Raw genomic sequence first — 13,984 nt, forward strand, 5'->3', positions numbered from 1 at the left:
AATGAGCAGAGTTGTAGTCGGCCCTTTCAATCGGGTGGAGGGTGATCTGGATATCGCCCTGGACACCGATAACGGCCAGGTGACCGAAGCACGTGTGAACTCCACGCTCTATCGCGGTTTCGAACAGATACTGGTGGGCAAGCCGGCGCTGGATGCGCTGGTCTACGTGCCGCGTATCTGCGGGATCTGCTCGGTAAGCCAGTCGGTGGCGGCGGCTCAGGCGCTGTCTCAGGCGCTCGGCATCAAGCCTACCCGCAACGGTGAACTGTGCCGTAACCTGGTGCTGGCGAACGAATCCCTTACCGATCTGCTGACTCACTTTTACCTGTTCTTTATGCCGGACCTGGCGCGGGAAACCTATGCCGCCGAGCCCTGGTATAACGAGGTTGCAACTCGATTCCGTGCGGTGAAAGGCGATGCCACCCGCGATGTGTTGCCGGCTCGCGCCGAGTTTCTGCATCTGATGGGCCTGCTGGCGGGTAAGTGGCCACATACGCTGAGTATCCAGCCTGGCGGCAGTACCAAGCCGGTGCAGCGACAGGAGCGGCTGCGGCTGATGGCGATCCTCAGTGGGTTTCGCCGCTTTCTGGAAAAGGCCCTGTTTGGTGATGATCTCGAGCGGATACAGGCGATCCAGACGCCTGAGCAGCTGGAAAACTGGCGCCATGAAAAGCCCTGGCAACATGACGATCTGCGTACCTTTCTGCATCTCTCCGAGCAGCTAGGCTTTGCAGGGCTTGGCCGCAGCGTTGATCGTTTTATGAGCTTTGGTAATTACTCGCTGGAAGGGGTAAATGCCGTTGGCCAGGGGATCTGGACGCCGGACCAGGGCCTCTCCGGTTTTGATGCCGGTGGGATTGTGGAGGATGTCAGCCACGCCTGGATGCGCCCGTCGGAGGCTTTGCATCCGCAACAGGGTGAGACCGAACCAGTAGCTGAGAAAGAGGGCGCTTACAGCTGGTGCAAAGCGCCGCGATACGCAGGTCAGGTGATGGAAACCGGTGCTCTGGCGAGGGCGCTGGTGGATGGCGATCCCCTGCTGACCGCAATGGTCAGGCAAGAGGGTGCCAATGTGCAGACACGAATGCTGGCGCGGTTGCTGGAGTTGGCGAAAATGCTGCCCAAACTGCAGCAGTGGGCCCAGATGATCGAGCCGGAAGAACCTTTCTGTAACCATCCTGCGTCGATCACCGATGGCGAGGGCGTCGGCCTGATGGAAGCAGCCCGCGGAAGCCTCGGTCACTGGATCGAGGTTCGCAAGGGACGGATCAGCCAGTACCAAATTATCGCGCCCACCACCTGGAATTTCTCTCCTCGGGACGCCTCAGGTCAGCCGGGCGCGCTGGAACAGGCGTTGGAAGGCGCACCGGTGCGTGAAGGCGAAACCGATCCGGTGGCAGTTCAGCATATCGTACGCAGCTTCGATCCCTGTATGGTGTGTACGGTTCATTAGTTATAAGTAATTGATTTTATAGGGGATGGTTTCTTTGCCCCCAAAACTCTGCCCTAAATCTCCTCTGGCTTAAGTGGGCGAACGTGAAGCGATAAAAAATCACTGTATCGATTGGGGAAGGCCGTAAATAAATACCGATCATTAGCAAGTGTTTATGTATTGCCCGATCGGTTAGTATGTTTTCGACTTCCAGGGAGGCAGGTCAGTCAGGTTTACCGCGAGTCTCCTCTGCTTCAAAAACCTGCAGTCTTGGGAAAAACTTTGACGATCGGCCTCAACCGCAAACTCCTCTTCGCAATTGTCTCCCTGCTGCTGTTGCTGGCGGATGCCCTCTTTGTACTTATCAACTACCGCACCGATCGTGCAGCGCTGGATGCGGCGCTGGCTGACGACGGTGAGCAGCTGAAAGAAGCCTATGAGCTGGGTTACTCCATGACGCTGGCGAACATGGAGCAGCTGGCAACCTTTGTCGCCGGTGATCCCCGGGTGCGTGAAACGTTTAGCGATGCGGTCGATGCCGTTGCCGCAGAGGGCGGTGGCGGTGGCGGCAAGCAGGCGGCGGAACTGCGCCAGGAGCTTTACCAGAGCGTTGCGTCCGGCTGGCAGCAGATGACCAGAGAGTACGGCGTGCGTCAGCTGCACTTCCACCTGGGGCCCGGCTCAACCAGCTTTTTACGCGTTCACCGCCCGGACAAGTTCGGTGACAACATGGACGATCTGCGGCATATGGTCGTAGACGTAAATAGCGACCATAAGCCCAGGCAGGGGCTTGAACTGGGTCGTATCTATTCCGGTTTACGCGGCATAGTGCCGGTGTTTGATCTGCATGAGCCGCCACGTCAGGTCGGCGCCCTGGAGGTGGGAACCTCTTTTAGTCTGCTGGTCGATACCCTGAAACAGTCGGTCGATGCAGATGTCGCGGTACTGATGAATCAGGCACGAGTAGATCATGCGACCTGGCAGCGGCCCGATGATGCTGTTCTGGCTGATTGTGGCTGTTTTGTGGAAGCAAGCACATCGCCTGCGCTGTCGCAGCTGCTGTCGGCAGAAGGGTATATCCAGGCGCCGCTGAAACTGAGTGATCCTGTCCGCAGTCACCTGGTCTGGATCGATGGTGCGCCGCTGTCGGTGGCCGAGTTCGCCATACAGGATTATCTGGGTATTCGCGATGGCAGCGATCTCCCGGTTGGCAGAGTGGTGTTCTGGCGTTCGGCAGAGGATCTGGTTACCGCACTGAAACAGGCAACCTGGCAGAACATTTTATATGCCGTGATCGGCTTTATATTGATCGAGGCGGCGCTGTTTATCGGGCTCAGGTTTGTCTTCCGTCAGCTTGAGCTGGAGGTGGATCACCGAACCGAAGAGATCCGGCAGCTGAACTCCCGGCTTGAAGTGATCGCGCACGAGGATTATCTGACCGGGGTCTGTACCCGACGTTATTTCACTGAACGGCTGGGGCAGGAGTGTAACCGGGCGGAGCGTGGCAGCTCTCCGCTGGCCCTGCTGATGCTGGATGTGGATCATTTCAAACGTATCAACGATACCTATGGGCACCCGGCGGGAGATGTTGTGCTCTCGTCCTTGGGGGAGTTGTTGCGCGCCAACTGTCGCAACTATGATCTTGCCGGACGCTTTGGCGGAGAGGAGTTTTGTCTGCTGATGCCGGGGGTGATGCCCGGTGACGCCTTCAACTTTGCGGAAAAGCTGAGGCAACGCATCAACCGGTCGATTCAGATACCGGGGCAGGAAGGCGAGTATATAAGCGTCAGCATAGGTGTCGCTCTGTTCCAGCCGGGGATCGGTTACCAGGAGCTGATCAGGGCTGCTGACGAAGCTCTCTACGAAGCCAAAGGTCAGGGGCGCAACCGGGTGATACTGGCCGCATCGTCAGCCATCGCGGTTTAAGATTAGGCCCCGCAACGGGGCTCACGCAAAGATCTGCTCCGACTTCCATAGCCTTCATCTGCCCTATCTCCAGGCGAGCGCGGCACCGCTTAACCTTGGTATTCAGCGATGCACGCAACGCTGTTGTTACCCGGTTGAAACCTGAATCCCCCACCCTAATGAACTATTTTGAACTGTATCGGTAAGCGGCTTGTCCGAAATGAGAGACGCTGAAGTGCTGTTAGCGTGCACAACAATAATTCCGTATTAGGCTCTTCGCGCTGCCCTGTATCCAGAACATCTCAAGCCCGTGAACATTCAAACAGAACGCCCGGAGCCCGGTTTGGGCACCTGACGCAGAATATGGCCAAGGAGAAATCGATGTTGCGATCGAAAGATTCGTTCAAAACTCAAAGCAACCTGGAAGTTAACGGTCAAACCTACACCTACTACGCCCTGAACGGCGGCGAGTTGGGTGAGATGGCCGGGGCTGCGCGCCTGCCTGTATCGGTCAAAGTGCTGTTGGAAAACCTGCTGCGCCACGAGGATGGCGAGACCTGCAGTCGTGAAGATATCGTTGCCCTGGCGAAAAGCCGGGGTAAAGCGGCGGATCATGAATTTGCCTATCACCCGGCCAGGGTATTGATGCAAGACTTCACTGGCGTACCCGGTGTGGTCGACCTGGCTGCCATGCGTAACGCGTTGGTAAAGCGCGGCGCCGACCCTCAAAAGATCAACCCGCTATCGCCCGTTGATCTGGTGATCGACCACTCGGTCACCATCGACAAGTTTGGCGACTCATCCTCATTCAAGGATAACGTGGCGATCGAGATGGGTCGCAACCTGGAGCGTTACCAGTTCCTGAAGTGGGGGCAGGGCGCGTTCAATAACTTCAGCGTGGTGCCGCCGGGCACCGGTATCTGTCACCAGGTCAACCTGGAGTATCTGGCCAAATCGGTCTGGACCGAGGAAGCTGGTGGTCAGCAGCTGGCGTACCCCGATACCCTGGTCGGTACCGACAGCCATACCACCATGATCAATGCTCTGGGCGTGCTGGGTTGGGGTGTCGGCGGGATCGAAGCGGAAGCCGCGATGCTGGGTCAGCCGATCTCCATGCTGGTGCCGGACGTGGTCGGTTTTGAGCTGACCGGCGAACTCCAGGAGGGGATCACCGCCACCGACCTGGTGCTGCGTGTGGTCGAGATGCTGCGTGAACACGGCGTGGTCGGCAAGTTTGTAGAATTCTACGGCGACGGCCTCGCGCATCTGCCGATTGCGGACCGCGCCACCATCGCCAACATGGCGCCGGAATATGGTGCCACCTGCGGCTTCTTCCCCATCGATAGCCAGACTATCAATTACCTGCGCCTCAGTGGTCGTGACGAGCAGCAACTGGCGCTGGTTGAAGCCTACTGCAAGGCGCAGGGCATGTGGCGCGACGAGAACTACCAGACGCCTGATTTTGCTGCCACGCTGTCGCTGGATATCTCCACCGTTGAACCCAACCTGGCAGGCCCGAAACGCCCGCAGGACCGGGTACCGGTCAAGAATCTGAAGGAATCGATCGACTCCTTTATCGAGCTGGCCGGCAAAAAAGATCAGATCGACACAGGCGTTGCGCTGAAAGGCTCCGATGAGCCCATGCATCACGGTGATGTGGTGATCGCGGCGATCACCTCCTGCACCAACACCTCCAACCCGGCGGTGATGCTGGGGGCCGGTCTGGTCGCACGCAAAGCGGTGGAGAAGGGCCTCAAGGTGAAGCCCTGGGTGAAAACCTCGCTGGCGCCGGGCTCCCGTGTGGTCACCGAATATCTGGAAAAGGCCGGCCTGCAGAAAGACCTGGATGAGCTGGGCTTTAACCTGGTGGGTTATGGCTGTACCACCTGTATTGGTAACTCCGGTCCGCTGCCGGACGAGGTGGAACAGGCGATCAGTGAAAACGACCTGATTGTTTCCTCGGTGCTCTCCGGTAACCGTAACTTCGAGGGCCGCATCCATCCGCTGGTCCGTACCAACTGGCTGGCGTCACCGCCGCTGGTGGTGGCTTACGGTCTGGCCGGCACTACCCGCATCGACCTGGCCAGTGAGCCGCTGGGCACAGGTTCCGATGGTGAGCCGGTCTACCTGAAGGATATCTGGCCGAGCAACGCTGAGATCGACTCCCTGGTGCAGACCATCGACAACGAGATGTTCCGCAAGGAGTACGCCTCTGTGTTTGACGGCGATGAAAACTGGCGCCTGATCGAAAGCGTGAAGGGTGCGACCTACGAGTTCCCGCGCGAATCCACCTACATTCAGGAACCGCCGTTCTTCGAGCCGGAGTACGCTGGCAAGGTAGGCGATATCAAGGGTGCTTCTATCCTGGCGCTGTTGGGAGACTCGGTGACCACCGACCATATTTCACCGGCGGGCTCCATTCCGAAAGACAGCCCGGCGGCGCAGTTCCTGCGTGAGCATGGTGTGCAGGATAAGGACTTCAACTCCTACGGTTCCCGTCGTGGTAACCACGAGATCATGATGCGCGGCACCTTCGGTAATATCCGTATCCGTAACGAGATGGTGCCGGAAATAGAAGGGGGCTATACCCGCAAGCGTGGTGAGAAAGAGGCCAAGTTTATTTATGACGTGGCGATGGAGTACCAGGCGGAGAACACGCCCAGCGTGATTGTCGGCGGTAAGGAGTACGGTACCGGCTCAAGCCGTGACTGGGCCGCCAAGGGTACGCTGCTGCTGGGTGTGAAGGCGGTGATCGTGGAAAGCTTTGAGCGTATTCACCGCTCCAACCTGGTGGGTATGGGTGTGCTGCCGCTGCAGTTTACTGGTGATGACGACCGCAATTCGCTGGGACTGACCGGCGATGAGGAGATCGATATTCTCGGCCTGGAGGGCGAACTCAAGCCCAAGCAGCTGTTCAAGGCGATCATCCACTATGCTGATGGCAGTGAGCGTGAAATCGAGCTGCAATCACGTCTGGATACGCTGGTTGAAGTGAAATACTACCAGGCGGGCGGCGTACTCAACTTCGTGCTGGATCGTCTCGCCGAATCAGCCTGACCCCGCTGCCGTTGCAGACTGGTGCGGGGCAAGGAGGTATAGATGGAACCTCGTATCAGTCTTATCACGCTTGGGGTCGATGACCTCGAGCGTGCCTACCGTTTCTATGCCGAAGGACTCGGCTTCCCCGCCCACCGCACCGAGGGGCAGGATATCGTCTTTTTCAGCACCGCCGGCACCCGGCTGGCGCTCTATCCCCGCGAAAAACTGGCCGAGGATGCAGGCTCGCGACTGATCGGCCGGGATCGAGGTTTCCCCGGTATCACCCTGGCGCATAACACTCGTGAAAAGACAGAGGTGGACGAGATACTCCAGCGGGCGGAAGCCGCCGGTGGCGCGATCGTTAAACCTGCCCAGGACGCATTTTGGGGTGGATACAGCGGTTACTTCGCCGATCCTGACGGTTATTTGTGGGAAGTGGCCTGGGCGGAATTCTGGCAGTTCGATGCCAATGGGGCGCTGGTTCTCGATTAAAATCCTGATGCAGCGTTTTGCACTGCGCCCGCATTCTGCGGCTGCAGAAGAGGGGGAGAGCAAACCATCTTCCCTTTGCTGGCGTATCAGCTAGGTACTAGCTGCTGTGTACTATCAGCTGGGTACTCAAAGCTCTCAGCAAACGGGGACCGATCATGACTCGCCTTATTGCCTGCTTCCGTCATCGCCTTGCTCTAATCACACTGACACTAGCCGCTGCTTTCGTGCCCTTGGGGCTGAGCGCCCAGACCCTGTCAGAGGCGGTTCAAGAGGGTGGTGGCATCATCGTTATCCGCCACGCGCTGGCGCCGGGTGTCGGTGATCCTGCCAACTTTCAGTTGGGCGACTGTTCCACCCAGCGAAATCTGAATGAGGAGGGGCGCGATCAGGCTCGCACGATTGGCCAGCGGCTGCAGCAACTGGGCTTTGGTGAGGCCGAAGTCTATTCCAGCCAGTGGTGCCGCTGCATGGATACCGCGAAGCTTTTAGGAATCGTCGAGGTTCAACCCCAGCCTCTGCTAAACTCCTTCTTTCATAATGCGTCGGCGGGGGTTGATCAGACCAGGGAACTGAAAAACTGGCTGCTAGAGCGGGGTGCCGACCAACCCGCGGTGCTGATCACGCATCAGGTCAATATCACCGCTCTGCTGGATATCTATCCCTCTTCCGGCGAGATGATCCTGATCCGCATGGAGGAGGGGAAGCCGGTGGTGATCGCCCGGGAGCAGACCCGCTGATAGCCTCAGTCCAGCAGCTGGCATAAGCGGATCAGGCGCCAACTAAAGCGGAGCTCAGCATGTTGGAAGAAAGGATGTCAGCCCCTCTGTTCGATAGCCGTTTTACCTGCGCCGAGGTCAGTCGGGGCGATGTGAGTATCAATCTGGTTCACGGCGGTAGCGGCCCGCCGCTGTTGCTGATTCACGGTTACCCGCAGACCCACGTTATCTGGCACCGCATCGCTCCACTGCTGGCGGATCATTTTCACCTTATCTGTCCGGACCTGAGGGGCTACGGCGATAGCGCCAAGCCCGCAGGGCTGCCCGATCACAGTAACTACTCCAAGCGAGAAATGGCTGCGGATATGATCGCCGTGATGGACCATTTCGGCTATCAGCGCTTCGCGGTGGGCGGCCATGATCGTGGTGCCCGGGTCACTCACCGGCTGGCGCTGGATTATCCCGAACGGGTTGAGCGTGCCTGCGTCATGGATATCGCGCCGACGCTGCATATGTTCGACCACACCGATCAGGCGTTTGCCACCGGTTACTACCACTGGTTTTTCCTGATTCAGCCGGATGGTTTGCCCGAGCATCTGATCGGCCAGGACCCGGATTACTACCTCAATGAAAAACTGAAACGCTGGGCGGCGCCAGGCGCTGACTTTGCGCCCGCGGCCAGAGCCGAGTATCTTCGCTGTTTCCGTAATCCAAAGGCGATTCACGGCTCCTGCGAGGATTACCGCGCCGCCGCCGGCATCGACCTGGAGCACGACCGCGCCGATCGCGGACGATCTGTCGACTGTCCACTGCTGGTGCTCTGGGGCGCCAGGGGCTTTGTACATCGCACCTATGATCTGTTGTCTGTCTGGCGGAATTACGCCAGGGATGTCAGCGGATATCCGCTTGAATGTGGGCACTTCCTGCCGGAAGAACAGCCGGATGAGCTGGCCGCGGCGCTGAAGACGTTCTGCCAGGTCGAGAATAACGCCAAACAATAATAAGGAATGTTATCGATGTCGTGGATTCGCCGCCCGGCCAATCTGATCATGCTGCTGTTGCTGCCCCTGGCTCTCTGGGTCGCTATCGCGCCGATCGCGCCTTTGACACCGCTGCAGGGGCGCAGTCTTGCGATTGTTATCCTTACTCTTGGGCTGCTGGTCACCAACGCGCTGCCTGGTTATATGACCGCGCTGCTGTTCTTTCTGGCAGCGCTGCTCAGTGGCATCGCACCGCCGGACGAGGTGTTCTCCGGCTTCTCTTCCGGTGCGCTCTGGCTGATCTTCTCCGGCATGGTGATCGGGCTTGCTATCAAATCAACAGGACTCGGTGCACGTATCGCCGGGTTGCTCGGCCATCACCTCGATGGCAGCTACGCGCGGCTGGTGTTTGGTCTCATAGCGGCCTGCACGCTGCTGGGCTTTCTGATGCCGTCCTCCATGGGCCGAGCGGTGATGATGATTCCTATCGGACTGGCGATCGCCGATCGCTGCGGCTTTATGTCTGGCTCCCGCGGTCGTACCGGTGTGGTGCTGGCGGTGGCTTTTGGTTGCCATATGCCTACCTTTGCCATTCTCCCCGCCAATATCCCCAATATGGTGATGATCGGCTCCGCCGAGACCGTGCTGGATATGACCTTTAGCTACACCCACTACCTGCTGCTGCATTTTCCCGTGCTTGGTGTGCTTAAAGCCCTGGTGATCGGCGGATTGATTGTCTGGTTTTTCCGCGAGCAATCCGATGCGGAGGCGGCGGTGGGGCCTGCTGAGACAGCAAGCGATGCAGGGCAGGGCCAGTTGCGCCTGCTGGTGGTACTGGCGTTGGCACTGGGGTTCTGGATGACCGACAGCCTGCACGGTATCAGTCCCGCCTGGGTGGGGTTGGCGGCGGCCTGCATCCTGCTTTTACCGGGTATAGGGCTGGTGGGCGGCAAGCAGCTTTCCGAGGGTGTGGACTTCACCCTGCTGCTGTTTATCACCGGTATTCTCGGTCTGGGACAACTGGTGGCCAGCACCGGCCTCGGCGATCTGCTGGCGGTCTGGCTGGAACAGCTGCTGCCGCTGCAGCAGGGGGCCGACTTCCTGAACTATATGTCTCTGAGCCTGATGTCCTTTGTGGTCAGCCTGGTGGCAACGCTGCCCGGCGTACCCGTGGTATTAACGCCGGTGGCGTCGGAGCTGGCGGCGCAGACCGGCTGGAGTACCGAAGCGGTGGTGATGACCCAGGTGCTGGGTTTCTCCACCGTGCTTTTCCCCTATCAATCCGGCCCGCTGTTGGTGTCGATGCAGCTGGCCAAGGAGCCGCTGGGGCATCTGCTGAAGATTACCGTGCCGCTGACCCTGATCACCCTGTTTGTGCTGCTGCCGCTGGATTACCTCTGGTGGCTATTGATCGGCGAGATCGGCTAGACGCCTAACCGGCTTATTTCGCTTTGCGCGAGGTCTGTGCGATCAGCAGTTCGCGCAGGGTGCGGATAAACGGCTCGCGGCTGCGGCCGCGGCGGCAGATCATCGAGAAGGGCGCCTGGTAGCCGAATTCGGCGGGTACCAGCGGCCTTAGCCGACCCTGTTTCACAAATGGCTGGGCGTAGTGCTCCGGCAGATAGCCGACAAAGCGGCCGGACAGGATCAGTGCCAGCTGTGCCTCCATGCTCTCCACGGTGGCGGTACTGTGGCCGAAGCCGCGCTTGCGCAGGTCCGCCATGTTCCAGTAGCTGCGGGTGACCAAACCATACTGGGTGATGGTTTCCGGCGGGATGCGGCGCTGGGTAAACAGCGGATGCAGGTCACTGCAGTAGAGCCAGTGCTGCTCGCGGTAAAGCTTCTCCTCGATCACGTTATTGGTGCTCGAGGGGTAGTTACCGATCGCCAGGTCCAGCTGATTGTTCAGAATTCCCTGTACCTGTTCGTAGGGGCTGCGGATCTGCAGATTGAAATGCACCGCCGGAAAGCGGTCGTTGAACTGGCGCAGAATCTCCGGCAGTGAAAGCGCTTCGTCCATCACCGTGGCATCCAGTACCGCCAGGGTGAAAGTCCCACCCTTATCGCCTTTCAGCGCTTCCGCCTGGCGCTCCATTGATTCGTACTCGTCGAGCAGTTTCACCGACTGATGCAGAAACTGCTGTCCCTTCTCGGTTAGCGAAAAGCCGGAACGGCCGCGCTGGCAGAGCACGAAACCAAGGTGGCTCTCCAGTTCGCTCATGTAGTTGCTGATCGCGGAAGCGGTGAGCTTCAGCTCCTGCTGAGCCCCTGAGTAGCCCTGGTGCTGGACCACGGTTACAAATACTTCCAGCAGCCTGATGTTAAGACGCTTGTCCGGTCTCATGCGCGATTTCTATCCCGTTTTTTACTTCAGTAATTTGTGAACTGATTATTTTTGATTTGCTATTTAACCGTCAAGTTGCCGTTCCTAAGATGGATCTAGATTCATTCATTTGGGCCTCAGGCAGGACCTGGAAACAGAGGGTTAAGAGTTATGGAAAAGCAACTTCATCAGCCGCAGAGTGGAAACGACATGCCCCGCTTCGGCGGCCGCGCGACGATGATGCGACTGCCGTTTGTGGAGGAGCTTGAGGGACTGGATGCAGCATTCGTTGGTATCCCGTTGGATGTGGGTACCTCCCAGCGTGCAGGAACCCGTTACGGACCGCGCCAGATACGTGCCGAGTCGGTGATGATCCGTCCGTACAACATGGCGACCGGCGCTGCGCCTTTCGATGCCCTGTCCGTGGCCGATATCGGCGATGTACCGATCAACACCTACAGTCTGCTGAAGTCGGTCGACATCATCGAAGACTACTACACCCGTCTGAACGATTACCCGCTGATCCCGCTGACGCTGGGCGGTGATCATACCCTGACCCTGCCGATTCTGCGCGCCATCGCCAAGAAACACGGCCCGGTGGGCCTGATCCATGTGGACGCCCACACCGACACCAACGACAACATGTTCGGTGAGAAAATCGCCCACGGCACCACCTTCCGCCGCGCAGTGGAAGAGGGGCTGCTGGACCTGAACCGTGTTGTACAGATCGGTCAGCGCGCCCAGGGGTATTCTGCCGATGACTTCAAGTGGGGCGAGCGCCAGGGATTCCGCCTGGTGACCGCCGAGCAGTGCTGGCACAAGTCGCTGGAACCGCTGATGGCGGAAGTTCGCGAGCAGATCGGCGATGGCCCTGTCTATCTCTCCTTCGATATCGACGGTATCGACCCCGCCTGGGCGCCGGGTACCGGCACGCCGGAAGTGGGTGGCCTGACTTCGATCCAGGGGCTGGAGATCGTACGTGGCTGCAAGGGCCTGAACCTGATCGGTGCCGACCTGGTTGAAGTGGCACCGGCTTATGACATCAGCGGTAACACCTCGCAGCTGGCGGCCAACCTGCTTTACGAAATGCTGTGTGTCTTGCCGGGCGTGAACTACCGCTAAGCCGGGACGGATTGAGGAGTACCGCATGGAACTGGATATTTTTCGCACCCTCTGGGGGGTGACGGCGCCGCTGGAAAGCTATGCCGAACAGCTGAAAAGCGTTGGTTTTACCGGTGTCGAGGCCCGCATAGCGGCGACCTCTGAAGAGCGTAAAGCGTTTCGTCAGGCACTGGATAATACCGGCATGGAGCATATCGCCATCCTGTTCACTGGCGGCGATGTAATCCCGGACCAGTTCGAGACCAGCGCCGATCATCTGGCGCGTATGGACCGGCTACTCGATGCGGCGGGCGAGCTGTCGCCGCGCTTTATCAACGTGTTGCCGGGTAATGACCGCTGGGCGATGTCGGAGCAGGTGGAGTTTTTTGGCAGGGCGCAGGAGCTGGCCGACAAGCACGGCATCCTCTGCAGCTTTGAAACCCATCGCGGCACGTCGCTGTACAGCCCCTGGGTGACGCTGGATCTGATCCGTCAGCTGCCGCAGCTGCAGTTCACCACCGATATCAGCCACTGGGTGCTGGTCTGCGAGCGTTTGCTGAACCATTCCAAGGATGACCTCAGCGCCTTTATCGACCGGGTTCACCACGTTCAGGCCCGTGTCGGTTATGACCAGGGGCCGCAGGTACCGCACCCGGATGCACCGGAGTACCGGAGCCAGCTCGAATTTCACCAGTCGATCTGGGAAGCGGTGTGGCGCAAGCATATCGAGAAAGGCTATGAGCGCAGCACGCTGACCACCGAGTTTGGCCCTGACGGTTACCTGCATCACCTGCCGTTTACCAACGTGCCGGTGGCCGATCTCTGGTCGCTGAACGAGCGCATGGCGATCGAAGAGCGCCGTCATTTCAACCAATTCATCCAGTCTGTTTAGGAAGTAGATAATGAGCAGTCAGACAAGCAGCGTCACTGAAGCAAAAGGTCAGGAAACCAGCGCTTTTCAGTCGATTCCGCTGGTGAACGTATCAGGTCTGTTCAGCGATAACCTGGACGATCGCAAACAGGTTGCCGCAGAGATGGGCAAGGCAGCCCGTGAGGTGGGTTTCCTCTATGTGACCGGTCACGGCATTCCCAAGCAGAAGATCGCCAAGCTGCGTGAAGCGGCCAAGTGGTTCTTCGCCCAGTCGATCGATACCAAGATGGATTACTACATCGGTGCTTCCAAAAGCCACAAGGGCTTCGTGCCGGAGGGTGAAGAGATCTACGGCACCGGCAAGCCGGACCGCAAGGAAGCTTATGACGTGGGCTTCCCGGCGCCGGCCGATCATCCGCTGGTGCTGGCGAAAACCCCGCTGATCGGTGAGAACGAGTGGCCGGTGGATGAGAACTTCCGCGCCTGGGTGCTGGATTACTACGAAACCGTTTTCGCCCTGGGCCGCAAGCTGTTCTCCGGATTCGCGCTGGCGCTGGATTTATCTGAGGATTATTTCGAATCTCTGGTAACCTGCCCGCCCTCAAAATTGCGCCTGATCCATTATCCCTATGATGCCGACGCTGAAGACCGCCCGGGTATTGGCGCCCATACCGATTACGAGTGCTTCACCATGCTGCTGTCCGACAAGGCTGGGCTTGAGGTGATGAACGAGGATGGCGAATGGATCGATGCTCCGCCGCTGACTGTTAAAGGGGAAAAGGGAGAGGAGGAAGCATTGGTGATCAATATCGGCGATATGCTGGAAGTACTCACCGCCGGCCAGTTCATAGCTACCTCTCACCGGGTGCGCAAGGTGGCCGAGGAACGTTACTCCTTCCCGCTGTTCTTCGCCTGCGACTACCACACCCTGATCAAGCCGCTACCGCAGTTCAGTGAAGGGGCCGGAGAATACCGGGAGCTGAGCATTGGCGAGCATATGTACAGCCAGGCTCTGCAGACCTACAGCTACCTGCGCGACAAGGTCGCCAAGGGCGAACTGTCGATGCCGGAGCGGGCCACCGCGGTGAAGACCTTCGGCCATATGAAAACCACTCAATGAAACCG

At 58.8% G+C, this 13,984-nt stretch carries 11 protein-coding genes; 10 read left to right on the forward strand and 1 reads right to left on the reverse strand.

The genetic code is table 11. The features are described 5' to 3' along the window. Position 1: 1 nt before the first annotated feature. The 7 genes from CLV83_RS01325 to CLV83_RS01355 all read left to right on the forward strand — a co-directional run bounded on the left by CLV83_RS01325 (position 2) and on the right by CLV83_RS01355 (position 9,992). On the forward strand, positions 2-1,453 hold the full coding sequence (locus CLV83_RS01325; protein WP_132286426.1) for a nickel-dependent hydrogenase large subunit: 1,452 nt from the start codon (positions 2-4) through the stop codon (positions 1,451-1,453). 261 nt (positions 1,454-1,714) lie between these two features. Then, positions 1,715-3,358, forward strand: a complete 1,644-nt coding sequence (locus CLV83_RS01330; RefSeq protein ID WP_132286429.1) for a sensor domain-containing diguanylate cyclase — start codon at positions 1,715-1,717, stop codon at positions 3,356-3,358. A gap of 360 nt (positions 3,359-3,718) precedes the next feature. Further along, complete coding sequence (acnA, locus tag CLV83_RS01335) at positions 3,719-6,394, forward strand: aconitate hydratase AcnA (RefSeq protein ID WP_132286433.1); 2,676 nt, start codon at positions 3,719-3,721, stop codon at positions 6,392-6,394. Positions 6,395-6,436: 42 nt separating this feature from the next. Then, positions 6,437-6,868, forward strand: a complete 432-nt coding sequence (locus tag CLV83_RS01340; RefSeq protein WP_132286436.1) for a VOC family protein — start codon at positions 6,437-6,439, stop codon at positions 6,866-6,868. A gap of 155 nt (positions 6,869-7,023) precedes the next feature. Beyond that, the gene (locus CLV83_RS01345; protein ID WP_132286439.1) at positions 7,024-7,605 is read left to right on the forward strand and encodes a histidine phosphatase family protein; all 582 of its coding nucleotides are present in this window, start codon (positions 7,024-7,026) and stop codon (positions 7,603-7,605) included. Between the two features lie 59 nt (positions 7,606-7,664). Then, a complete protein-coding gene (locus tag CLV83_RS01350) occupies positions 7,665-8,585 on the forward strand; it encodes an alpha/beta fold hydrolase (protein ID WP_243642253.1) in 921 nt (306 codons plus the stop codon). Between the two features lie 15 nt (positions 8,586-8,600). Beyond that, the gene (locus tag CLV83_RS01355; protein WP_132286442.1) at positions 8,601-9,992 is read left to right on the forward strand and encodes an SLC13 family permease; all 1,392 of its coding nucleotides are present in this window, start codon (positions 8,601-8,603) and stop codon (positions 9,990-9,992) included. A 13-nt stretch (positions 9,993-10,005) separates the two neighbouring features. Here the strand turns inward: CLV83_RS01355 and CLV83_RS01360 are convergent, their stop codons facing one another. Further along, positions 10,006-10,908 carry a LysR family transcriptional regulator gene (locus CLV83_RS01360; protein ID WP_132286445.1) on the reverse strand — a complete coding sequence of 301 codons (903 nt, stop codon included), beginning with the start codon at positions 10,906-10,908 and terminating at the stop codon, positions 10,006-10,008. Between the two features lie 150 nt (positions 10,909-11,058). On the opposite strand from CLV83_RS01360, the gene speB reads away from it, so the two are divergent. Genes speB through CLV83_RS01375 form a run of 3 tightly spaced genes read left to right on the forward strand, consistent with a single transcriptional unit; the run spans position 11,059 to position 13,979 of the window. Next, complete coding sequence (speB, locus tag CLV83_RS01365; RefSeq protein ID WP_104002869.1) at positions 11,059-12,009, forward strand: agmatinase; 951 nt, start codon at positions 11,059-11,061, stop codon at positions 12,007-12,009. 25 nt (positions 12,010-12,034) lie between these two features. Beyond that, entirely contained in the window at positions 12,035-12,880 is an 846-nt protein-coding gene (locus tag CLV83_RS01370; protein ID WP_132286449.1) for a sugar phosphate isomerase/epimerase family protein, read from the forward strand. A gap of 10 nt (positions 12,881-12,890) precedes the next feature. Then, positions 12,891-13,979 (forward strand): isopenicillin N synthase family dioxygenase, encoded by a 1,089-nt coding sequence (locus CLV83_RS01375; RefSeq protein ID WP_132286452.1) that lies wholly within the window; start codon positions 12,891-12,893, stop codon positions 13,977-13,979. The last annotated feature ends 5 nt before the right edge of the window (positions 13,980-13,984 follow it).

Source organism: Marinobacterium mangrovicola, from assembly GCF_004339595.1.
GTDB lineage: Bacteria > Pseudomonadota > Gammaproteobacteria > Pseudomonadales > Balneatricaceae > Marinobacterium_D > Marinobacterium_D mangrovicola.